This window comes from Microcoleus sp. BR0-C5 (assembly GCF_036705045.1).
Lineage (GTDB): Bacteria > Cyanobacteriota > Cyanobacteriia > Cyanobacteriales > Microcoleaceae > Microcoleus.
In genome coordinates, this window is the sequence record NZ_JAUBTR010000067.1 from 1 (window position 1) to 21,858 (window position 21,858).

The 21,858-nt window shown below is 46.4% G+C and carries 21 protein-coding genes and 2 tRNA genes; 8 read left to right on the plus strand and 15 right to left on the minus strand.

Annotated features, from left to right (window positions below):
- A partial coding sequence (locus tag QUB08_RS24810) for a calcium-binding protein (protein WP_333228021.1) occupies positions 1–1,268 on the plus strand: 1,268 nt, incomplete at its 5' end.
- Between the two features lie 64 nt (positions 1,269–1,332).
- Here the strand turns inward: QUB08_RS24810 and QUB08_RS24815 are convergent.
- The 3 genes from QUB08_RS24815 to moaC all read right to left on the minus strand — a co-directional run bounded on the left by QUB08_RS24815 (position 1,333) and on the right by moaC (position 2,667).
- A complete protein-coding gene (locus QUB08_RS24815) occupies positions 1,333–1,635 on the minus strand; it encodes a DUF3181 family protein (RefSeq protein WP_333057367.1) in 303 nt (100 codons plus the stop codon).
- A gap of 64 nt (positions 1,636–1,699) precedes the next feature.
- The gene (locus QUB08_RS24820; protein WP_333228023.1) at positions 1,700–1,957 is read right to left on the minus strand and encodes a 2TM domain-containing protein; all 258 of its coding nucleotides are present in this window, start codon (positions 1,955–1,957) and stop codon (positions 1,700–1,702) included.
- A 188-nt stretch (positions 1,958–2,145) separates the two neighbouring features.
- Positions 2,146–2,667: a cyclic pyranopterin monophosphate synthase MoaC gene (gene moaC, locus QUB08_RS24825; protein WP_333228025.1), complete on the minus strand. Its 522-nt coding sequence runs from the start codon at positions 2,665–2,667 to the stop codon at positions 2,146–2,148.
- Between the two features lie 78 nt (positions 2,668–2,745).
- Here moaC and QUB08_RS24830 point away from each other — a divergent pair.
- A tRNA-Arg gene (locus QUB08_RS24830) sits at positions 2,746–2,819 on the plus strand.
- 236 nt (positions 2,820–3,055) lie between these two features.
- Here QUB08_RS24830 and QUB08_RS24835 read toward each other — a convergent pair.
- The 3 genes from QUB08_RS24835 to QUB08_RS24845 form a co-directional block, all read right to left on the minus strand.
- Complete coding sequence (locus QUB08_RS24835) at positions 3,056–4,300, minus strand: MFS transporter (RefSeq protein ID WP_333228072.1); 1,245 nt, start codon at positions 4,298–4,300, stop codon at positions 3,056–3,058.
- A gap of 137 nt (positions 4,301–4,437) precedes the next feature.
- Positions 4,438–5,625, minus strand: coding sequence for a glycosyltransferase family 4 protein (locus QUB08_RS24840; protein WP_333228027.1), 1,188 nt, complete (start codon positions 5,623–5,625; stop codon positions 4,438–4,440).
- 251 nt (positions 5,626–5,876) lie between these two features.
- Positions 5,877–7,601: a DUF2079 domain-containing protein gene (locus QUB08_RS24845; RefSeq protein WP_445300953.1), complete on the minus strand. Its 1,725-nt coding sequence runs from the start codon at positions 7,599–7,601 to the stop codon at positions 5,877–5,879.
- 53 nt (positions 7,602–7,654) lie between these two features.
- On the opposite strand from QUB08_RS24845, the gene QUB08_RS24850 reads away from it, so the two are divergent.
- Entirely contained in the window at positions 7,655–8,893 is a 1,239-nt protein-coding gene (locus QUB08_RS24850; RefSeq protein WP_333228031.1) for a histidine kinase, read from the plus strand.
- Between the two features lie 54 nt (positions 8,894–8,947).
- On the opposite strand, the gene mutT is transcribed toward QUB08_RS24850, so the two are convergent.
- The 5 genes from mutT to QUB08_RS24875 form a co-directional block, all read right to left on the minus strand.
- A complete protein-coding gene (gene mutT, locus QUB08_RS24855; protein WP_333144817.1) occupies positions 8,948–9,352 on the minus strand; it encodes an 8-oxo-dGTP diphosphatase MutT in 405 nt (134 codons plus the stop codon).
- A 202-nt stretch (positions 9,353–9,554) separates the two neighbouring features.
- A complete protein-coding gene (locus tag QUB08_RS24860) occupies positions 9,555–9,896 on the minus strand; it encodes a DUF760 domain-containing protein (RefSeq protein ID WP_172187001.1) in 342 nt (113 codons plus the stop codon).
- 221 nt (positions 9,897–10,117) lie between these two features.
- Positions 10,118–11,077, minus strand: coding sequence for an RNA polymerase sigma factor, RpoD/SigA family (locus QUB08_RS24865; protein ID WP_333228033.1), 960 nt, complete (start codon positions 11,075–11,077; stop codon positions 10,118–10,120).
- 523 nt (positions 11,078–11,600) lie between these two features.
- Positions 11,601–12,377: an RNA methyltransferase gene (locus QUB08_RS24870; protein WP_333228035.1), complete on the minus strand. Its 777-nt coding sequence runs from the start codon at positions 12,375–12,377 to the stop codon at positions 11,601–11,603.
- 73 nt (positions 12,378–12,450) lie between these two features.
- A tRNA-Leu gene (locus QUB08_RS24875) sits at positions 12,451–12,532 on the minus strand.
- A gap of 366 nt (positions 12,533–12,898) precedes the next feature.
- On the opposite strand from QUB08_RS24875, the gene QUB08_RS24880 reads away from it, so the two are divergent.
- Positions 12,899–13,795 (plus strand): Uma2 family endonuclease, encoded by an 897-nt coding sequence (locus QUB08_RS24880; protein ID WP_333228037.1) that lies wholly within the window; start codon positions 12,899–12,901, stop codon positions 13,793–13,795.
- Between the two features lie 305 nt (positions 13,796–14,100).
- On the opposite strand, the gene ald is transcribed toward QUB08_RS24880, so the two are convergent.
- Positions 14,101–15,189, minus strand: coding sequence for an alanine dehydrogenase (gene ald / locus QUB08_RS24885; protein WP_333228039.1), 1,089 nt, complete (start codon positions 15,187–15,189; stop codon positions 14,101–14,103).
- Between the two features lie 311 nt (positions 15,190–15,500).
- Between ald and QUB08_RS24890 the strand changes: the two genes are divergently transcribed.
- The 4 genes from QUB08_RS24890 (at position 15,501) to QUB08_RS24905 (ending at position 19,880) form a co-directional block, all read left to right on the plus strand.
- Positions 15,501–17,039: a DEAD/DEAH box helicase family protein gene (locus QUB08_RS24890; protein WP_333228041.1), complete on the plus strand. Its 1,539-nt coding sequence runs from the start codon at positions 15,501–15,503 to the stop codon at positions 17,037–17,039.
- A gap of 244 nt (positions 17,040–17,283) precedes the next feature.
- The gene (locus QUB08_RS24895; RefSeq protein WP_333228043.1) at positions 17,284–17,745 is read left to right on the plus strand and encodes a DUF3598 family protein; all 462 of its coding nucleotides are present in this window, start codon (positions 17,284–17,286) and stop codon (positions 17,743–17,745) included.
- A 15-nt stretch (positions 17,746–17,760) separates the two neighbouring features.
- Positions 17,761–18,975, plus strand: a complete 1,215-nt coding sequence (locus QUB08_RS24900; RefSeq protein ID WP_333228044.1) for a DUF790 family protein — start codon at positions 17,761–17,763, stop codon at positions 18,973–18,975.
- 185 nt (positions 18,976–19,160) lie between these two features.
- Positions 19,161–19,880 carry a DUF2786 domain-containing protein gene (locus QUB08_RS24905; protein ID WP_333228046.1) on the plus strand — a complete coding sequence of 240 codons (720 nt, stop codon included), beginning with the start codon at positions 19,161–19,163 and terminating at the stop codon, positions 19,878–19,880.
- A 128-nt stretch (positions 19,881–20,008) separates the two neighbouring features.
- Here QUB08_RS24905 and QUB08_RS24910 read toward each other — a convergent pair whose 3' ends face one another.
- From QUB08_RS24910 to QUB08_RS24920, 3 genes are all read right to left on the minus strand, one after another.
- Positions 20,009–20,302, minus strand: a complete 294-nt coding sequence (locus QUB08_RS24910) for a DUF2442 domain-containing protein (protein WP_333228048.1) — start codon at positions 20,300–20,302, stop codon at positions 20,009–20,011.
- 13 nt (positions 20,303–20,315) lie between these two features.
- Positions 20,316–20,576, minus strand: coding sequence for a DUF4160 domain-containing protein (locus QUB08_RS24915; protein ID WP_333228050.1), 261 nt, complete (start codon positions 20,574–20,576; stop codon positions 20,316–20,318).
- A 226-nt stretch (positions 20,577–20,802) separates the two neighbouring features.
- Positions 20,803–21,858 carry a tetratricopeptide repeat protein gene (locus tag QUB08_RS24920; protein ID WP_333228052.1) on the minus strand — a complete coding sequence of 352 codons (1,056 nt, stop codon included), beginning with the start codon at positions 21,856–21,858 and terminating at the stop codon, positions 20,803–20,805.

Genomic DNA, 21,858 nt, shown 5'->3' on the forward strand with positions numbered 1-21,858 from the left:
CACCCGCGCCAATCCCTGCACCAACCCCTGCACCAGCACCCGCACCCGCGCCAATCCCTGCACCAACCCCTGCACCAGCACCCGCACCCGCGCCAATCCCTGCACCAACCCCTGCACCAGCACCCGCACCCGCGCCAATCCCTGCACCAACCCCTGCACCAGCACCCGCACCCGCGCCAATCCCTGCACCAACCCCTGCACCAGCACCCGCACCCGCGCCAATCCCTGCACCAACCCCTGCACCAGCACCCGCACCCGCGCCAATCCCTGCACCAACCCCTGCACCAACCCCTGCACCAACCCCTGCAGAAACACCGACGCCAACACCATCGGTAACGCCAACACCAACAACCAACAACATCCCCAATGACGACTGCATCTGCGATGACATTGCCTATCCCAACTTAAACCAACCCAATGCAGTTGAAAACACCCTACTTGGTGTATCGGGTATTCAAATAGGAACTGCCCAAAACGAGGAATTTCTCGGCACTAACAACGGCAATATATTCGATGCCAAATCTGGGAATGACAACTTATATGGTGGAGCCAGCAACGACATCTTTAATGGCAATCAAGGCAATGATTTCATCAGCGGAGGCAAAGGTGATGACATCCTATTTGGAGATGAAGGAAACGACATCGTTCTTGGCAACTTTGGCAACGATTTAATCTTCGGAGGCAAACGCAATGACTTGTTAAATGGCCGCGAAGGTAATGACATCATTCTTGGTGATAAAGATGATGATTTCATCGATGGTGGTAAGGATAATGACGTTTTATATGGAGGCAAAGGTAACGACATAATGCTTGGTAGTCAAGGTGATGACTCCCTGTTTGGACAGTTAGGTTCCGATACCATCTGCGGCGGTGTAGGTAATGATTTTATCAGCGGTAACGAAGCAGCAGATATTCTGGGAGGATGTGAAGGAAATGATACCCTGTACGGGGGCGAAGATAACGATACTCTCACTGGTTGTCAAGGTGATGATATTCTTTACGGAGACTTGGGCAATGATAGTTTGATTGGCGGTAGCGGCAACGATATCTTTGCCTTAAAAGCTGGTCAAGGATTTGATATCATTGCTGATTTTACCATCGGTCAAGACTTGATTGGATTAAGCGGAGGTTTGAGTTTTGGTCAGTTAGCAATCACTCAAAATACTCAGGGAACTCTCATCAAAAATGTCTTGACAGGAGAGGAGTTAGGGGTGATGGTTGGAGTGAGTGCCAATGCGATTACATCCGCTAATTTCCGGTTGATTTAGGAAATCAAGAAAAGCGCGATCGCCCCTTCGGTACAAAAAGACCAAAAAAGGCGATCGCCCTTTACTACATCTTCCGCTGAAATTCCTCAAGCACATCCATCAACTGAACTTGACACTGCATCGGAATCAAATCGGCAAGCGGCACTTCCCGCTTGCCGCCGCCCAACTTGACTGGAATTCCTTGCAAAACTTGTCCAACTTTGTCAGCATCTAAATCGCCATCTTCCAGCATCGAATAAAGTTGTTGGGCAACAACTGTATGCAGGTGGGCATCATTGAGATACAAATGCCATTTGGCAATGTCAATGTAGACATTTTCGCCGATTTCGGCTGCTAAGGATTCGATCGCCTGTGTAGTATTAGCCATATCAAAAAAGCCGAAAGTTATTTGTTATCAATCAAAAGACTTAACAAATCGCCGCCAACTGCCTTCAGCCCGAATCTTTAGTGAGGGGCGAATAATCGGCGATCGCAAAATGGTAAATCGCGTGGGTCAAAACTACTAGAGCCCATCCACCCGTTACCGAAATTGCCCAAGGCCAATCAGCCTTTTGCAAATTGTGAACAAACCACAACCCAGAATTGGTAGCAGAAAAAAGACCGACGTGGATAGCAAAATTCATCCTGTCATCTAAACGGCGGTACTCTGGATCATTGCGATCGGGTTTGCGAGGCCAACGAGGAGGCATAGTTTTTCACTTGATAGTAGTTCAGTGCCTATTTTAATCATAAGTGCAGCTTTTTGAATGCTGCATCCCTCTTTCGGCTGGAAACTTATACCATTTTTCTAAAGATGTGCTATGGATGAAGTCTTAGCCCCCCCTTAATAAGGGGGGGTTGGGGGGGTAATATCTAGCGCTACTTTATGAAATTGGTATTATGCCTCTACATTTTCATAGTCTCCTGACTTGCCGCCACTTTTACTCACCAGGCGAATCGACTCAATGGCGATCGACTTTTCCAACGCTTTCGCCATATCATACAAAGTCAGCGCCGCCACCGAAACCGCCGTCAGCGCCTCCATTTCCACCCCAGTTTCCGCCTTAATTTTCACCGTCGCCCGAATTTGATACCCCGGCAACCCAGCATCCGGCATCACCTGCACATCCACGCTACTCAGCGGCAGAGGGTGACACAGAGGAATCAAATGTGCAGTCTGTTTCGCCGCCATAATTCCAGCCAGCCTTGCAGTGCCCAACACATCACCTTTCGGCGCATTCCCCGCTTCAATCGCCGCAAACGTCTCCGGCAACATCCGCACCCTGCCTGCGGCAACAGCTTGCCGCACGGTTGCTACCTTAGCCGAAACGTCCACCATTTGCGCTTCCCCGCTGTTGTCGAGGTGAGTTAGCTGTGTGCGATCGGGCAATTTAGAAAAAGTTTGCGAAAGGTCTTGCATTTTTTTGGTAATGATGTTACTGTTAGATTCTGTGAGAAAAGAACTTAATCAATTTTAGATTAAATCTGAACTCAACAGGGGCTTGTAGCTTAGTTGGATAGAGTGCATGGCTACGAACCATGAGGTCGGGGGTTCGAATCCCTCCAAGCCCATTTAAAAACGTTATAAGCTGTGAGTTCTGAGTTTTGAGTTTTGAGTTTTGAATTAAGAAATTAATTCAACTCACGACTTAAAACTCAGAACTTTTTTAAATTTGTGCGTTTACTAGACCTCTTGCAAAAATATCTAGGACGGGCTAGAAGCCCATCCCACAAAAATCATTTTTTTTGTGGGGTGGGCTTTGAGCATCGCCCAAAAAATTGATTAAAAGGACTTTGGCAATTCAAGTCTACTGATTCAAAGCATAAATATCTTTGCCTCGACCGATCGCAAATTTCATCGAATTAGACAAGCCCTTGCTAGACTGAGTAATAAAAACCAGCAAAGCCAAACCAGCTAGTCCAGCCGCAAAACCAAACATATTTCTGTAGCCAACTTGTTCAGCCACAAAGCCTAAAGTCGGCCCCGCAATCGCAATACCCAAATCAAATCCGCCAATACAAAGCGAAAACAAGCGGCCCCTTTCATGAGGTTCGCACCTGTCCGACATCAGCGTTACCATCATCGGCAAAACCGTACCGCCGGCGCAACCTTCCACCAAAGCTGCTATTAAAAAAGCACTGCTGTTGTTAGCAAAATACAACAATAACATAGAGACGGCATAACAGATTAAGCCGCCAGAAATAAACAAGCCGCGACCGTATTTGTCCGAAGCCCGTCCCGTGAGCAACCTTATACCAAAACTGGCGATAGCCGCCGTAGAATAAAATAATCCAGGATTCAAATTAGCCTTAGTTTCTTGGATAAACAAAGGCATAAAAGTGCTCAAAGTTCCAAATACTAAACCAACCACCAATAACACTAAAGCCGGAATCCTCACTCTCGGATTCCAGAGCATTTCCCAGTATTTTTGGCTATTTTTGTCCTCAGATAGCGAGCCCGGTTTTGTTAAATCTGCAAAATTAGGTTCCGCAATTTGGCAGGTAAAAAATATAGCCATTGCAGCGAAAGCCGCCGACATCGCAAACAAAGGAGTATAACCAACCCAAGCTTGCACAAATCCGCCAATAGCCGGCCCAACTGCTAGACCAATAGGATTCACCAAGCTCATGTTACCGATTAATTCGCCCCGCTTTCCTGGCGGCGACAAATCTGTTACCAAAGCGCTGTAAGCTGTAGTAAAAGCGGCGATACTAATGCCGTGAAAAACGCGAATAAGTAACAGTAAGGGGATAGATTGAGCCAACAGGTAGCCCAAAGGGGCGATCGCAGCGACTGACGCACCTAGAAGCAAAACTTGTTTTCGCCCCCTGCTGTCGGCTATTTTGCCCAACTGCGGCCTCGATAGCAAAAGTCCGATCGCAAATGCACCCATCACAAAGCCAATTTGCTGTTTTGTGCCGCCCACAAATTGAACGTACAGCGGCAAAGTTGGCAGTAGCGAAGCCAAACTCGACCAGAATAGCAGGCCTGCGGTGAATAAAGTCAGTAAGCTGCGTCTGGGTTGGGGATCGATTTCCCTAAAAATATTCAAGATGCGAGTTCCCTTTAAATCTTTTGAGTGCACTCAAAGTAAGTTCGAGTGTCTCTATCATTGTGTTACAAATTCTTAAGATTTGCACCAAAAAAGTTGATATTCGACTCACTGTCAAGTGTCAACTGTCAACATTCTTACCAATCAACCTCAGCCCTTTCCTCCACCACCCGTTCATAAACCCACTGGGTTTCTATCGCCAACTTCGGCCAACTAAACCGGCGTTCCAAATCCTGATAAGCATTGTCAACCAACCACTGCGCGTAACCCGGATTTTTCAAAACCTCCAAAATTCCCCAGGCCAAAGAATCCCGATTGTTTGCCTCAGTAACAACGCCAGTTTTAGTGTGCAACACCACCTCTGGAAGTCCGCCCGCATCCGAAACCACCACAGGCACTCTTGCAGCAAAGCTTTCTAACGCTACAATCCCAAAAGGTTCGTAAAGACTGGGGAAAACCGCGCAGTCAGCCACCGTCTGGAATTTGTCAAGATGTTCCTCAAACATGAACCCAGTAAAATAACACTTATTCCAAATTCCTAAATGCCAAGCTAAATGTTTGAGATGGTCTGTATTGCCGCCGCCCACAATTACAATTTTCGCTTTACCCCCCATTTCCCAAATTACTTTAGGTGCAGCATTCAAAAAGACACCAATGCCTTTTTCATAGCTAATTCTTCCTACATAATAGACAATTTTCTCATCATCAGCAGCAAAATGGCGGCGGAAATCCATCGCGTCAAATTCGTGCCAGCGGGGCTTTTTATCTGGTCTAATTCCGTTGTAAATTACCTCTATTTTGTTCCACGGAGTCGATAGTACCCGTTCGGCTTCCCGCCGCATATAATCACTACAAACAATTACCCGCCAAGCGTTGTAAGCGAGGTCATTTTCCTTGGCGTTAATGTAGCGCTGCCCCTCATTGTGGATGCCGTTGAAGCGCCCGTATTCCGTGGCGTGGATGGTGGCAATTAGCGGTACTTTAAAGGTATGCTTGAGGGCGATCGCCGCATCTCCCACTAACCAATCGTGAGCGTGGATGATATCAAAGGGGCCTTCCTCCAGCATCAGTTTCCCGCCCTGGTGGCCCATGCTTTGGTTGAGGTTCGCCACCCAGTGAAAAAAGTCCCTGGCGTGCCCCACCACCACCCGATGCACACGTATTCCTTCCACCACTTCGTACATCGGCGCGTGGCCGAACTCTACAGTAATCAAGTGAATGTCGTGCCCCAGCTTCACCAATTCTGGATATAGTTCCGATACGTGGCGGGCGATACCGCCTACGATTCTGGGAGGAAACTCCCATGCCAATACCAAAATTTTCATCTTTCTCCCCTCCAAAGCTTTTATATATCTTAATGTTTAGGATTAACAGATTTATTGTATAATTACCAACCTTAATTTTGAGTTGAACGCAAGTTGATGCCCAATGCCTGACTTTTGGCAGCAACAAAGACAGAAAATCATGCCTCAACCTGGTTTTTGCAGGAAATTGCTCGATCGCCATTACCTGAAAAAAACAGGTTTCCTCAAGATTTGAGCCACTGAGAAAAGCAATGGCGATCGTGGCTACCAGCTTACCCTTTCTTCAAAATCGGCTCCAATTCGCCGCGAAAACGGGTCCAAGCAGCAACCGATGCAGAATTAGAAACAGCACCCTGACGCATCAAAATCGCGCCGTCTTCAAAGCCAACAATTCCGTACTCTCCAGATTTGGACATTCGATCGATCGCCGGTACGATCTCCCGCAACTGTCCCCGTTCCGCGCGAAACGCAGCCTGATACTGCTGCAACTGCCAGAGATCGGCAATTACATATTGCATCTTCACTGCCTTCCCCGCATCATTGCGGAGTTCAAACATCGGAAACCTGAGAATTTCCCGCCTGCTTGACAAAATCGGCACAATAGTATTCGTCGCTGCCACGCTAGCATCAGCAGGAATTTGAGCCAATAGCGGCCGCACTTGCAAAACGTGCTGCCATTGTCTGACGAGAGGAACCTGCACCCAAGGATCGATCGCATCGGGCAAAATCCAAGAAAAAGTCCGATTTGGGTTAGAAGTGAAGGTAAAAAATAGCGACAAACAGATGCAAAACGACCAAAAGCGGCGAAACTTTGAAGAAGAAGGCAGAGGAAATAAAGCAGAAGGAAAACGCAAAAACATTCTTTCCTCTCTCACCATTCTATCTTCTTCCTTTTGACGCTGGGCCCACCACAGAATCGCCCCATAAAAAAGCCCTGGAACCACAGTCATCGCATAGCGAATATTAATCGCCAGCACCGACTCTCCTTTCGCTAAAAATAGCTTCAGCAGAGGAAATCCAGCTATCATCCAAGACGCAGGTGCGAAAGCTGGCACTAAAGCTAATGGCAACCACTGGCCAAGCAGGTATCTAATCTTACCAAAAAACGGCGTAAATAACTGAGCCACCAATCGGCCGGGATTGCTCACCATTCCCCAAATAATTTCTAGAGTAGAAGCTTCATCTCCCTCGGCATATTGGCCGAAGCGCTCCATCATAAACCGCTGGGATATATCAGCAGAAAACAAAGGCATAATCAGATTGGTCAGGACGATCATATAACCAAAACTGAGTATGCAGACAGCCAAACCAGTCCGAGGGTAGCGCCGGCTCAAAATCAGGTAAACTCCGACGCCAAATAAAACAACTCCCCCATCTTCTCGCACGGCCAAAATTAAAGTTGCCAGAATCCCAAACAAGGGCCACCAGCGCTTCTCCATAGCCAGCAGCAAGCCAAAGACATACAGTGGCATTTGACAAATATCGTGAAAATTGCCCATAGTCGGGCCGATGACCGCGTTAGCGCAGTAATAGCTCACAACAATTGTCGCCGACAGCCTCGGTTCCAGATAGTGTCTGGCCAGAGCATAGAGCACTCCTCCCGCCGCGGTAATTAAAGTCACCTGCAACACCGTCAAAGTGACGGGAGAGGGAAACAGAGAGTAAATTGGCAGCCACAGCATTAGCGCCGGGGTGAAATGCTGCCCCAACCGGTAGTAAGATACGGACGGGAGCTGGTTTTGGTGAACCACATTAGTGGACAAAGCCGAAGAGAGGGAACTCTCAAACAAGTGACCCCGAGTGCCGTTCCAAAAAAGTTGATTGAAAATGCCTTGGTCGTAAGTAGCGTAAAAGCTGTAGTAGCGGTGCAGCGTCAGCAACAGGCACAGCACAAAAAAGGCGACCGCCACTTGAACCACCACCCGCAGCGACTCATTTTTCTTCCATCTCAAAAATATCATCTGCCCGCCTGTAATGAAATTATCGGACAATAGCATAAATCTAAAGTAAGTATTAAATTAAAGTAGAAGTGAAATAACTCGGCTCGGCAATGCTCAATTATTTTCACCCGATCAAAAAGCTCAACAGCGTCCATCCAACACCAGACACCAGCGATACCGACTGTTCTCCCGAACAGCCGGCCAATTCCGCACCGCTTTTACAGCTTTTGCTGTTTGTAGACAAGCGTCCCTCTTCCAGGGAACAGACCAGACACATCCGCAAGTCCCTAAAGGATTTGAAGGCAGAGTGGGACTTTGAGCTTCAAATCATCGACGTAGGAGAACAGCCCGATTTAGCCGAACACTTTAAACTTGTAGCCACTCCCTCCCTGCTCAAAATTCATCCCGATCCACGACAAACTCTCGCCGGCAGCAATTTGATCGCCCAACTCGAACACTGGTGGCCCCGCTGGAAGCGTTCTGTAGAAGAATACGCAGCTCAGCACCAGTCGGCCCCAGCTCTTGCTGAAAGCCTGACTGACCCAAAACCCATCTATTCCGTTGCTTGCGCCGCCGAACTTGTGCAGCTTTCTGATGAAGTTTTTCGCCTCAAACAGGAAAAAGAACACCTGCAAGAACAGTTGCAGTTGAAAGACCGGATTATTGCGATGCTAGCTCACGACTTGCGTAATCCTTTGACGGCAGCATCTTTGGCTTTGGAGACTTTGGAGTCAAGTCAGAAGGTGAAAGAGGGGGAAAAGTCGCGTTTGACACCGAGTCTGGCGGCTCATTTGATGAAACAAGCCCGCCGCCAAATCCGAATTGTCGATCGTATGATTACAGATATCCTGCAAGCAGCCCGGGGTACAAACGCTCAACTCCACATTGAACCAAAAAGAATCGAACTGGGGCCGATTTGTCAAGATGTAATCTTGCAGTTTCAAGACAAATTTCAGGCGAAAAGTCTGAACTTAGAAACAGACATTCCCGCTGATTTGCCCTTAGTTTATGCCGATCCCGATCGCATCAAACAAGTCATGGTCAACCTGCTTGACAACGCCAGCAAGTACACGCCAGACCGAGGAACTGTTAATCTTTCCATTCTCCACCGCACCGCTTACAAAGTTCAAGTCAGCATTTGCAACAGCGGGCCGGGAATTCCTGAAGAAGATTGCGCGAGCATTTTTGAAGACAGCTTTCGCTTGCAGCGAGATAAATCTACAGACGGTTACGGCATTGGACTGTCTCTGTGTCAAGGTATCATCCGCGCCCACTACGGTCAAATTTGGGTAGACTCTGTACCCGATAGAGGCAGTTGTTTTCACTTTACTCTGCCCGTCCAAAAATAAAAGTTAGCTGTCATTTGTCAGTTGTTCAGTAGCAACCGAATTTTATATTACAGCTCAAATTTTCCGCAGTGCAGCAATAATCTGTGCGTTTGCCTTGGGAAAAGTAAATTGGTCAATTTCGTCGAGTGTCACCCAGCGAATTTCATCGCACTCGATCGTTTGCGGTTCCCCGCTGACGTGGCGGCAGTGGTGGACGTATAGTCTAACTGTAAATTTAGTGTAGTCGTGGTCAATCGTAATCAAGCGATCGCCAACTTCTACGACAATCCCCAACTCCTCCATAATTTCCCGTTTTATGCAAGCTTCGATGGTTTCCCCAGGCTCTATTTTTCCGCCCGGAAACTCCCAGAAACCCCCGTGCAGTCCATGTTGTCGGCGCTTGTCAATCAAAATTTGTTGGCGATCGTTCCAGATTGCAGCAACGCCGATAACTTTGTGGGCAACAGGAGAAACAGACATATTAATTAGGAATGGGGAATGGGGAATTGGGAATTGGGAATTGGGAATTGGGAATGTAAGAATAATATCAATAATTATTCAATTATTTAATCTAAAATCAACCCTCTAAAATCTAAAATCTAAAATCTAAAATCTAAAATATTAAGCCCCCATCTTGCGAGGGGGGGCTTGACACTTGGATTACTTAAATGTTAACAATCTACTAATCGTCCGAGCCATGTCTCTCACTGGCTTGTATGGACTTTTCAAAAGTCATTCGCTGTTCGGCATTTTTCAGAAAATAACCGCTAATCATAGCCGAGGCGAGCAATCTACCCAAATGTTCGCGACTGGTAGTGACTGTCACCCCGAAGTGTTCCGAAGGCAAATTCCCCAATAGTCCAACAATATTTCGCTCCATTACTTGAAACACTTCGTGAGAAGTCGGCTTAGACAACTGAGAAACTGTGTCGGGAGCCATTGACTGCACGTATTGCCATAATAAGTTGGCATTTTCTCCGTCTTCTTCAAAGAATTCTGGGGATTTATTAGATGAGTTGCTCACGAGTACCTCCGTTTCAGAGACAGCTTGTTATGTTAGACGCGGGCGGTTAAATTAAATAACCCTTATCTGATCGCTGCTGATCTTTATTACTAAGTAATTACTAATGTAGCAGGACAATCATAGCAACCAAGTGGGCACAACCGAATTAAAATCGGCGGTTTTTACGATTTTAGATTGGGGATTGCAAGTGGGGGGGACCCGATCGCCAATCCCCAATCTAGCTAGCTGGCTAGATAATCGTTGATATCTTGCTTGCGCTTGCGGAGTTTGGTCAAAGCTTCCCGTTCTATTTGCCGCACTCGTTCCCGACTGATGTTGAGACGATCGCCTATTTTGGCCAAAGTTAGGGTTTGCCCGTCTTCTAAACCGAACCGCAAGGCGAGAACTTCTCGCTGTTGCTGAGTCAGTTCCGCCATTAGGTGGTCTAAGTCAGTCCGCAGGGAAGATTGCAGGGCAAAATCTTCCGGGGTAGTACCCGTATCTTCCAACAAATCGCCCAACTCTGTATCTTGATTGTCTCCCACGCGCAAGTCCAGGGAAAGTGGCAGGCGCGCCCGATCGAGATATTCGCGAATCTGTTTGGGAGTCAATTCTAGCTCTGATGCCAATTCAGCAGCCGTGGCCGCGCGACCAAGCTGTTGAGCAAGTTGGCGCTGAGCCTTTTTAATTTTGTTGAGCTTTTCGGTGATGTGGATCGGCAAGCGGATGGTGCGGCCTTTTTCGGCGATCGCCCGAGTAATTGCCTGACGAATCCACCAATAAGCATAAGTAGAAAATCTGTAGCCCTTAGTCGGGTCAAATTTTTCTACTCCCCGCTGCATCCCGATCGTGCCTTCCTGAATTAGATCCAGTAAATCTACGTTGCGCTTGATATATTTTTTGGCAACAGACACGACCAGACGGAGATTCGCTTCCACCATTTGGCGCTTTGCCCTTTCCCCGTGTTCGATCGTGTGCTGCAACTGTGCCTCAGACAGCCCAACTGCCTGTGCCCATTCAGCCGCCGTCGGGTCGCGGCCTAACTCTTCGGCTAAAATATTTTTCTCCTGATGCAGTGCGGTTGAGCGCTGTACCTGTTTTCCATAGAGTATTTCTTGCTCATGGGTCAACAAGGGAACGCGGCCGATTTCCCGCAAGTAAGCGCGAACAGAATCTGTATCTGAGGACTTAAGAGTTTTCATGAGCTTTTCCCGCTGAGGATCTGTGCCTCTAAAGGTTTGCGGTAGTCGCAAACCCCTAGCTTTAGCTGGGAAGGAAAGCGGGCGGGGACTTGCGCTTTCCTTCCATTTAAAGAGGCTTAATTTTATGGTAGCTAGCTACTACTCCCAGTCAGCACCGTCTCAGGTTAGGTTTTGGTTGGGGCGAGCACAATACTACGTTATGTTAAGAATCTTAACATTTGTGAGAGCATTTGACTACACTTCTTCATATTTATTTCATGCCAGCCTGAACTGTTGATACGAGAGTATGCGCTTTCCTGGCTTTACAGTTTGCATCAATATAAACAAAATCCGCCACATCTCAGAGGGGGAGATGGGGAGATGGGGAGATGGGAGGGGATTTGATTCTTTTGGCACAGTGCAAGTAAAAAATACAAAAAATACAATTTAAATGCCCAACAGCTTTTCAATACCCTGAATATGAAGTTACAGATATTGATGAACCCGCCCCAACAGATAAGGACTAATGGCTAATGCCTCATAACTAATGACTTCTTTGCCGTTGAGCTTCGTACAAGATGAGAGCTCCAGCGATCGACACATTTAAAGATTCTACGCCACGACTCAGGGGAATTTGGATTTGTCGATCGGCCAAACTTCTCAATTCTTCCGACAAACCAGAACCTTCGTTGCCCAAAACTATCAGAGTCGGCACTCGCAAATCTACTTCCCAATAACTTAAACTGGCCCCGGCGACAGTTGCTAAAATTTGCATTCCTCGATTTTTATACCCGGAGACTTCGGCGGTTAAATCTGGACTGACTGCCATTGGCAGCTTAAACCAAGCTCCTGCTGAGGCGCGCAGCACTTTGGGATGGTCTAAATCGGCGCTGTCTGCGCTCAGCAGCAAACCGTCGGCATTAGCAGCCGCAGCCGTGCGGACGATCGCCCCCAAGTTGCCGGGATCTTGGATTGTTTCTAAGGCTATTCCTAAAGTTGACAATTCTGCGGGATCTGTTGCGGTTCGAGGTGCGGTGGCGACAATGCCGTCGGGTTGGACTGTAGTGGCGATCGACTCTAACACTTTTGCACTTACTAACTCTGTGCGATCGGCTAAATTACCAACTTGCTCCCAAAGTTCCCCGTGCTGATCCAGCCATTCTGGAGTGCAGCAAACCGTTGCTAGCGGGTATTTTGTCGCGCAAGCTTCCTCCAGCAAGTGCGTCCCTTCGAGTAAAAATAATTGTTGTTCCCTGCGTCCCTTCGAGCTGTGCAGCTTGCGGATTTCTTTAACTAGGGGGTTTTGAATACTTGTCAACATTGTTTAATTCAGCAGAGCGAATGGGGTTATTGCCTGTATCGGGTTAACCCCAAACTTCCTTCTGCCTTTGGAATGCGGAACCCGGGACTTGAACCCGGAAGGCTTGCACCACATGAACCTGAATCATGCGCGTCTACCAATTCCGCCAGTTCCGCATCGGTCACGAATTACTACTCTGCCATACCTCCGCGAATCTGTCAAGTGTTTTGGGGAATTAATTTTTTTTCTTCTTCTGGGCTGTGACTGATATAACTACATTTAAAACTCGTGATATGAATTCTGGTGGCTCTTGATGACTGTTGACTAGACTTATTGCATGGCATAAATCTTTGATAGAGCCGATCGACCGCAGATGTCAGGCAGATTAACACAGATAAACGCAGATAATTTCAAGAAGTGCGATCGAATGAATGCAATTGGAGTCTATTGTTGCCTGTGAGTTGAAAAACTTAATATTGCTCAATGCCTCATGCCTATTATGTTAAAATTGTTTTGGCAGATAGTTCTCACCTCGGCTACCTATGTCTGAGCCATTAACCCTCGATCCGAGTCAGTTGCCAGATATTAGCAACTTAGTTTTAGAAGACGATACTCCTTTGGACAGTTTCATCAACGAAAAACAGCAGCGGCTGCTGACAACGGTTTTATACAGCGGTGGCGATACAGGTATTACCGTTCCCTTCATTGCGGCTGCCAATGTCGGTTTGTTCAGCAGCGTGCGTCAACCTGGAATCGCCCCGGATGTGTTTCTTAGTGTCAATATTACTGGTGCTGAGGATTGGTGGGAAAAACAAGTGCGATCGTATTTATTTTGGGAATTTGGCAAACCTCCCGAAATTGCGATCGAAATTGTTTCCCCAACTCCGGGAAATGAATTGGGTAGCAAGTTAATAGACTACGCTCGAATGCGAATCCCGTATTATATTGTGTACGATCCGCTACGCGAGTTGAAAGGGAATACGCTGCGAGTCTTTGAATTACAGAATCAATCTTACGTGCCGAAAAGTGATGCTTGGTTTCCCGAAGTCGGTTTGGGACTAACTCTGTGGCAAGGTGAATTTGAAAATGTCGGTGGTACTTGGTTGCGCTGGTGCTATGCTAGTGGCGTTCCCATTCCTACAGGCGACGAACTGGCGGTACAAAAAGATACTCAGTTATCTCAAAAAGATGCTCAGTTATCTCAAAAAGATGCTCAGTTATCTCAAAAAGATGCTCAGTTACTGGAGGAACAGGCGCGCACTAAACAAGCATTTATCCAGGCAATCGAACTCGGTTTAAGACTGAAATTCCCAGAGGAAGGATTGCTGTTGCTTGAGGAGATTGCGGGAATTTCTGATGTTGGTGTTTTGCAGGCGATCGCATCTGATATACCCGCAGCCAACAACCTCGATGAAATCCGGCAAATCTATCAACCCTAATTTTACAACAAGGTTCGTAGTAACTCACATCTTGCGCCCTTGTTAGGAACGGGCTCTTCGGCCCATTCCACAAAACATCAAGTTGCTTGTGGAGTGGGCATCCCGCCCGCGCTCAAAGACAATTTAGGAATGAGAATTAAATAACTTACAATGCGTGATGGTTCTTGTGGGATGGGCGTCCCGCCCGTCCAGAAAGGGCGGGCGGGACCCCCAACCCCCTACTCCCCACAAACTTTTGTAAATTATTTAATTCGCGATCCCGCGATCCTTAGATGCGGGACAGCTTACTTAAAAAAAATGGGAATCTAATCAGCCAAATCGGGGAAAACATCGCGCACTGCCGGATGCACCAAGCGGTGATTCTGCACGTTCAATCCCTTCGCCAAACTCGGATTCATTTCCAAAGCTTTAACCCCGTTATTTGCCAACTGCAAAACATAAGGCAAAGTGCTGTTATTCAAAGCTTGAGTCGCAGTCCAAGGAACGGCACCGGGCATATTGGGCACGCCATAATGCACAACTCCTTCCTCAACATAAGTAGGATTTGTGTGAGAAGTTACCCGCAAAGTTTCCACGCAGCCACCTTGGTCAACGGCTACGTCAACAATCACAGAACCGGGGTGCATCTTCGCAACAAATTCGCGAGAAACCAGCACGGGAGCTTTTTTACCTAAGACCAAAACCGCACCGATTAACAAATCAGCATCGGGAACAACTGCTTCAATTTGCAAAGGACTGCTGTAGAGGTATTCTACTCTGGAACCGAACAGAGTTTCCAAGTAGGCTAAGCGATCGACATTTACGTCTAAAATCTGCACTCTGGCGCCCATTCCTACAGCAATTCGCGCTGCTTCTGTGCCAACGATGCCGCCGCCCAAAATCACAACTTTACCCGGTCTTACCCCTGGTACGCCACCCAAAAGTATGCCCCGGCCACCTTGCTGCCGTTCCAGAAACCGAGCTCCAAACTGCACGGCCAAACGCCCTGCAATAATGCTCATCGGCGTCAGCAGTGGCAATTTTCTGTCCGGGAGTTCGACGGTTTCGTAGGCGATGGCCTGGACTCCGCTGCTGATTAAATGCTCGGTTAATGTGCGATCGGCCGCCAAGTGCAAATATGTAAACAGCAACTGCTCTTTTTGAATCAGCGGATACTCAGCAGGCAGTGGTTCTTTAACTTTAACAATTAGTTCGCGCTTCCAGACATCGGAAGCCTTTAAGACAATCTTAGCCCCTGCTTGAACATAGTCCTCGTCCGCGAAACCGGCCCCAGCACCAGCATTCGTTTCGACGAAAACTGTGTGGCCTTTGTCCGAACAAGCCCGGACACTTGTGGGGCTAAGCCCGACTCGAAACTCTAAATCCTTGATTTCCTTGGGGACGCCTATTTCCATCTATAACCTCTAATCTCAGGCATACGTAGATCGAATCTAACCTAAAAACCATCCCCAGCGGGACAATACTCTTGTAGATTTTAGATTTGGCAATCCGGCAATCCGGCTAGGAGAATATTTGTTTGATTTTTATCCAGTGCGATCGCAATTTCCTAAATTTAGACTTGAATTACATAATTTTTTGATTGATATATCGACCGCTGATGTAGGGCAGATTAACACAGAGTAACGCAGATAATTTCAAGAAGAGTCAATATATTAGATCGATCGCTTATAATTTAACAGGCTTGCACTCAGCGGGTCTTAAAACAATGTCACGCACACCTACCTTAACATTCGATCGCGGAACTCTCTTGCTGCACCCGCCGCCCAAAGGCAGAGACTGGGTGGACTTTGCCACGTGGGACGATCGCGTGGAAAAATACCGCATTCGAGCCATTCACTACCGCCCGCTGGTAGAATGCCTCCAAGCCGACTGCATTCACTTCACGGACGAAGCTAGGGGATACGAACTACTCGAACTCGTACCCAGCGTGGAAATGCAGCCTTACCCACATCAAGAACAGGCCCTCGCAGCTTGGCAGGAAGCAGGCAGCCAAGGAGTAGTCGTCCTCCCCACCGCTTCCGGCAAAACTTATCTGGCACAATTAGCCATGCAAGTCACTGGTCGTAGTACATTAATTGTAGTACCAACTCTCGATTTAATGCACCAGTGGTATGCTAATTTAAAAGCAGCTTTTCCCGACATCGAAATCGGATTGTTGGGCGGAGGTTCGCGGGACAAAACGCCAATTTTAGTGGCAACCTACGACAGTGCAAGTATTCATGCAGAAACCTTGGGCAATAAATACGGTTTGCTGGTTTTTGATGAATGCCACCATTTGCCAACGGACTTTTATCGAGTAATTTCCGAATATGCGATCGCGCCTTTTAGACTGGGACTGACAGCTACACCCGATCGCACAGATGGCCGCCACAGCGATTTGCATTTCCTGATCGGCCCGACAGTATTTAGCAAAAGACCCGAAGATTTAGCAGGCGACGCCTTAGCAGACCATAAAATAATTCAAATCATGGTCAAACTGTCAAAAGAAGAAACCGATCGCTACGGCGAATTAATCAACATTCGTAACGACTTCTTAAAACAGTCAAACATCAAAATATCCAGCCTCGAAGGATGGAAACAGTTTATCATGGCAAGCGCGCGATCGCCCTTGGGAAGGCGCGCCATGATCGCCCACCGCCAAGCCAAAGAAATCGCCCTTTGTACCGAAGGCAAACTGCGAATCTTAGCCCAAATTCTAGCAGAACACTCTCCCCAGCGCACCCTAATCTTCACCGGAGACAACGCCACAGTTTACCGAATTTCCCAAGAATTTCTCATCCCCACAATTACCCACCAAACCCCAGTCAAAGAACGCCACGAAATCCTCGATCGCTTTCGCAGCGGCGAATACAAAACCCTCGTCGCCTCCCATGTCCTCAATGAAGGAGTGGACGTTCCCGACGCCCGAATTGCTATCATATTATCAGGCACCGGCAGCGAACGCGAATACATCCAGAGATTGGGTCGAGTTCTCCGCAAAAGCAGCGATATAAATAAGTTAGCAATTCTCTACGAAGTCGTCACCGAAGACACCAGCGAAGAAAGAACATCCCAGCGCCGCCGAGGCGGAATGCAGCCTCAGAAACCCCAACCACAAACACAAATAGAACCGCCAAAGCCTGAATATCAGAAATTAGAAACTGTCAAACCGACACCCATTTATGGAGTCAACCGGGAGGCGAGTAAAAAAGCAGCAGAATCACCCGCCAAATGGGGAGAAGACAATGATGAAATTCCCTGGTAGCAAGCCTAAATAAGTTAGTTGTGGGATGGGTAGTCTTAGCGAAAAGATGGCTATATAATTAAATCACTCCTAGGTTTATTTAAAATCTACAATCTACAATCGATTTACGGAGTCAACCTAAAGGCGACTAAAAAAGCAGCCGAATCACCCGAAAAATGGGAAAAAAAATGATTGCTTCAAGGGATTTTGAATATTGCCCAATTAGTGTACAATCTAAATATTAACTAATTCACATTACCAGAAGATGAGCGAAACTGCACAACTAAGTAAGTTTAAAGTCTTCCCCAAACATACAGGAGTTTGGGAGGGAGACTGGACAATACTCGATGCCGAGTGCAAAGAAACCAGGCGTTTTACAGCAGTGGTAACCCAGAAAATAGTTGATAACGAGTGGCGGCAAACTAACCTTCAAACTTATGCCAATGGTCAGAGTGAAACCCAAAAGTTTGTGGGTTATGTTGTGGGCGAAGGGCAAGTGCAAATTGAAGGTTTAGACTCGGTTTTTTCCAACTACAATACACTAGCGACAGAAGTGGGAGATGATTTGATAATTTTTCAAGTATGGGACAAAGCAACTGGCTTTATGAGGGCTGTTGAAACAATCCATCTTGTCAGTTCCGATCGCCGAATTCGGACTACCCAAAGCTTGACAGAAGAGGGAAAACTCAGGGGAGTTATGGTGATTGTCGAACGAAGAATTGAGTAAAAATTTTTACTGCTTATGCTACCCACTGATTTATTAAGTCACCGCCAAAACGGGGAATCAATTATTCCTCTCCGCCTCAAGATAGATGCTAAAAACTTAGAAGCAGCTAGAGAAATGATCGACTGCTTCCAAGAGTCGATCGGCAAAACCCAAGGCGAGCTCGACGGACGCTTGCTAGAATTAGAAGGCGACAGCCCGGATTATCGGCTGAAACGGGGATTAGCGCACCTGCTGAAGGGCGGTTTCTGCACCTTGGAAGTCATCAGTCCCCTAGAACCCTCAGAGTTGAGACAGCGGGTTTTTGCATTGTCCGCGCGATCGACTCCTAGCCCTCAATCCACCCAATTAACCCTGGAAAAAGTAGCAAGTGAACTAAGCCAAGACTTAAATAGAGAAGTTTTACCCAGCGAAATCACTACAGGTTTATACGCCGACTTAAACGAAAACAAAATCCTCACAGAGTTTAATCCACCAACTCCCGAAAACTTGCTTCACAAATACAATCTTTCTCAAGTTCAAGGCATATTTTACCGCGCAAGTCAAGTCCAATTAACCGCCCACCGCAACGATCCAGGAGAATACAAACTCTTATTTCGCTATCTGAAACTATTTCAATTAATGACTTACATCGAAGGCGATGCAGACCACGGTTTTACACTGACAATAGACGGCCCTACAAGCTTATTCAAACCCAGCACCCGCTACGGCTTAGCCCTGGCGAAAATGCTGCCCGCACTGCTGCACGTCACCAAATGGAGTATGCACTCAACCCTGCATACAAAAGACCCTTTTAGTGGCGTTTTAAAAACAGGTAAATTCACCCTAAACTCCGACTGCGGTTTAGTCAGCCACTATCCCCCTGGCAAGCCTTATGATAGTATGTTAGAAGCCGCATTTGCTGAGAGATGGAATTCCACAAAAACCGAGTGGCAACTAGAGCGAGAAGTTGATTTAATTCCGATTCCAGGTAGTGTGATGATTCCCGACTTTAGGTTGGTGCATCCCGACGGGCGAGTATTTTTATTAGAAATAGTTGGCTATTGGCGGCCGGAGTATTTGCAAAAGAAATTTGCACAAGTACAGAAGTCTGAATGCGATAACTTGATTTTAGCTATTTCCGAACGGCTGAATTTAGAAAAAGCCGGGGTAAATGTAAATGACGTGCCAGCAAAAGTAGTCTGGTTTAAAGATAAATTGTTGCCCAAATCCGTCCTAGAAGTCCTCGAATAGTAACCAATCCGCCCATCACTTGCAAACTTCTTTCTTTCTCTCTTTCTCCCTCTCTGCGCCCTCTGCGCCCTCTGCGGTTCAAAAAAATCCTCCTCAAAAAACCTCCCCCATTCCCAGCTATACTAAAATAGGAATTTACCCAAATCCTTGCCACCGCATACTCTCACCCTAAAACCGATTGAAAAATGGCAGACACAAGTATTGTCGAAAGAATCAAAAAGCTGTTAGCCCTCGCCACCTCATCCAATGAAAATGAATCGACTGCTGCGGCAGAAAAAGCTTCCCTTTTACTGGCACAGTACAATCTCAGCCTCGCGGATTTAGGGCCAAATCACCAAGAAGAGATTGACGAAAACTCAGTTGAAACAACCTCGAAATTTGTCACTTGGAAAATGATGCTGCTTTCGGGAATTGCCGACGCTAACGGTTGCAATGCCATGCGAAACACTTATAATGGCAGTATGTTTTTGGTAGGAACTTCTACAAACCTAATTGTTTGCAAACACCTGTACGAGTATTTGAGTTCGGCGATTGAAAAAAGGGCTAAATACCGCAAAGGAAACGGCAGGGGGTTGGCGTATCTGAATGCTTTTAGGGTTGGATGCGCGACGAGGTTGAGACAAAGATTGTTGGAACAAAAACAGGAGATGGAAGAGTCGGGGATTCCGGGTTCGGGGGATGTGGCGGCGACTCCAGGGATTGTAGTGCGATCGATGTTTGAGAAAAATCAACAGGCGATCGCGGATTATCTAGAGGGCCGAGGGGTTAAAATTAGAACGAGAACAGATTCTCAAGTCAGCAGCGAGGCGGGTTTTAATTCGGGGTATGAAGTGGGCGACAAAATTAGTTTGCACAAGCAAGTGCAGCCGCAAGGGGATATGAAACAACTGAATGAATGTCTTTGAGTAGGGCGTGCGATCGTGAAAATCAGCTTCCTAGGTTAGAATTAAAAACAGAATACGGGAACGAGCGCTTTTTTAATGAAAGTGAAAGATAATTATTCAGCGATCGCTTGCCACAGATACGTTACACCTTATGTTTTTTCGCTCAGTAATTGTCCCTTCAATTCTTGAAATTTATTTGCGCTTGGGTGAGATTGAAACCAGAGAGAATCGGCACAAAATTCTATTTCTCCAGGCCATTGAATGTATCGACCATTCTCGCCAATAGAAACTTGGGCAAAAAATTCAGCATCGGCAAGCTTGGCTAAAATACCGCCTGTCTCAATTATCGGGTTAAAATCAACAACTATACTACCACCATTTGCATAATCAATATGCAATTTATGTTCGTTTTCTATGGTAATTTTTTTGATTTGATACAGCATATTAATTTTTCCTTTATTCCAAGGGAGCAATTGGCGATGGTTGTTCACCTTGACGGCAACGGTTCCAGTTTTCCGATAGTTCTTCTTGATGAAGTGCTGTCCATTCCACAATCATCGACCTGACACGATTTGGTGCTTTACCTTCAAGAATAGTAATAGGAGAAATACCTACGATTAATTCATATTCTCCGTAAATAGCATGAAAGTGAGCTGGTACGTGGTCGTTGTAAAACATCCTGATTAGGATACCGTAAAACTGAGAAATAACTGGCATTTGAGCTAACTTTTTCAATTATCAAGGTGGTATTGGCGATCGCCTAACTATTATATTATCAGATTTACGGTTCTCTTGGATTGATGGCGATAGCGTTAGCGTAGCGTGTAGCAGACGCTTCGCTGCTGCAAGTAGATCGAGAAGTGTCTGCGAATGCCGATCGCTTTTCGTCATTTTGAGGAATATGGCTATTGCATCTTCTATCTAGATAGCCACACATCATAAGTCATGTTTGTTCCGTCAGTAATCGTTTCTTTAATTCCTGACACTCTTTTGCTAACGGGATGCCTAATTCGGTGGCGATGGAGAGGGCGAGATTGTAAGAGTCAATAGCTAGAGGGAGGTTGCCTAACTCCGCTTGGAAGCTCGCCAAATTGTAAAAAATTAGAGCCTCAGAGCGACGATCGCCAATTTGTATAAAAATTTCGTATGCTCTCAAAAATTTTTTATGAGCTTCTAAATGATGACCAAGTTTAAATAGCGCATTTCCCCAATTAGTTAATGCTATCCCTATGCCCTGTAAATTGCCTATTTTTTCTGCAATTATGAAATGTTGCTCAGCATAATCAATAGCTATATCGTATTTCCCTAGACCAAAGTATATATTCCCTAAATTGCCCAAGGTTGATCCAATACTTTCTTGATTGTTTGTTTTTCGAGAAATAACCAAACATTCTTCATAGCAACTAATCGCTAGATCGTACTCTCTTATAGCAAGGTAAGTGTTAGCCATACTGCCCCAAACTTTCCCAACACCTAAACTATAGCCTATCTTCAACATTCGGGATAAACTTTCCTTATAATAAGAAATAGCTTGGTCATAGTTTTCTAAGTAATGATATACCTTACCCAGACCCAAGAAGCACACAGCATCACTGGCTGGGTCTAAGTTTCCCAATAGTCTACTGTATAAATCAATTACTTCACGATAGTAGCCCCAAGTTATTAGCGGATTGTGTAATTCTGTATTATTAGGTATATCAAGGTTAATCTCAATGATTTTGCTAGCTCTTTCCCAGTTTTTTAGTTCACAGAGATGGTGAAATGCTTCCAAGTATCCCCGAACTTTCTCAAGATTGGAAGCATCCCGCTTCGGTTTGTACTTCGTCAGCCAATTTTTAACCGCTCTGTACTGAGCGCGTTTACAAGGGGGCAGTTCCCTAAACTCCGGTGCTGCTAGATCAATTCCCAGATTAGCCAGCATCCACTCTCCCGGTGGCGTGATGTCAACATCCAAACCATTTTGGCTTTTAAAATCAAATTCAGCAAAATCACTCTTCAT

Excerpts from the sequence above, each read along its gene's own strand:
- QUB08_RS24815 (WP_333057367.1), bottom strand. The coding sequence starts at position 1,635 with ATGGCTAATACTACACAGGCGATCGAATCCTTAGCAGCCGAAATCGGC.
- QUB08_RS24840 (WP_333228027.1), bottom strand. The coding sequence starts at position 5,625 with ATGAAAATTTTGGTATTGGCATGGGAGTTTCCTCCCAGAATCGTAGGC.
- QUB08_RS24865 (WP_333228033.1), bottom strand. The coding sequence starts at position 11,077 with ATGAAAACTCTTAAGTCCTCAGATACAGATTCTGTTCGCGCTTACTTG.
- QUB08_RS24870 (WP_333228035.1), bottom strand. The coding sequence starts at position 12,377 with ATGTTGACAAGTATTCAAAACCCCCTAGTTAAAGAAATCCGCAAGCTG.
- ald (WP_333228039.1), bottom strand. The coding sequence starts at position 15,189 with ATGGAAATAGGCGTCCCCAAGGAAATCAAGGATTTAGAGTTTCGAGTC.
- QUB08_RS24910 (WP_333228048.1), bottom strand. The coding sequence starts at position 20,302 with ATGCTGTATCAAATCAAAAAAATTACCATAGAAAACGAACATAAATTG.
- QUB08_RS24920 (WP_333228052.1), bottom strand. The coding sequence starts at position 21,858 with ATGAAGAGTGATTTTGCTGAATTTGATTTTAAAAGCCAAAATGGTTTG.
- mutT (WP_333144817.1), bottom strand. The coding sequence starts at position 9,352 with ATGTCTGTTTCTCCTGTTGCCCACAAAGTTATCGGCGTTGCTGCAATC.
- QUB08_RS24915 (WP_333228050.1), bottom strand. The coding sequence starts at position 20,576 with ATGCCAGTTATTTCTCAGTTTTACGGTATCCTAATCAGGATGTTTTAC.
- QUB08_RS24880 (WP_333228037.1), top strand. The coding sequence starts at position 12,899 with ATGTCTGAGCCATTAACCCTCGATCCGAGTCAGTTGCCAGATATTAGC.
- QUB08_RS24845 (WP_445300953.1), bottom strand. The coding sequence starts at position 7,601 with ATGCTATTGTCCGATAATTTCATTACAGGCGGGCAGATGATATTTTTG.
- QUB08_RS24820 (WP_333228023.1), bottom strand. The coding sequence starts at position 1,957 with ATGCCTCCTCGTTGGCCTCGCAAACCCGATCGCAATGATCCAGAGTAC.
- QUB08_RS24900 (WP_333228044.1), top strand. The coding sequence starts at position 17,761 with ATGCTACCCACTGATTTATTAAGTCACCGCCAAAACGGGGAATCAATT.
- QUB08_RS24895 (WP_333228043.1), top strand. The coding sequence starts at position 17,284 with ATGAGCGAAACTGCACAACTAAGTAAGTTTAAAGTCTTCCCCAAACAT.
- QUB08_RS24905 (WP_333228046.1), top strand. The coding sequence starts at position 19,161 with ATGGCAGACACAAGTATTGTCGAAAGAATCAAAAAGCTGTTAGCCCTC.
- QUB08_RS24850 (WP_333228031.1), top strand. The coding sequence starts at position 7,655 with ATGCTCAATTATTTTCACCCGATCAAAAAGCTCAACAGCGTCCATCCA.
- QUB08_RS24890 (WP_333228041.1), top strand. The coding sequence starts at position 15,501 with ATGTCACGCACACCTACCTTAACATTCGATCGCGGAACTCTCTTGCTG.
- moaC (WP_333228025.1), bottom strand. The coding sequence starts at position 2,667 with ATGCAAGACCTTTCGCAAACTTTTTCTAAATTGCCCGATCGCACACAG.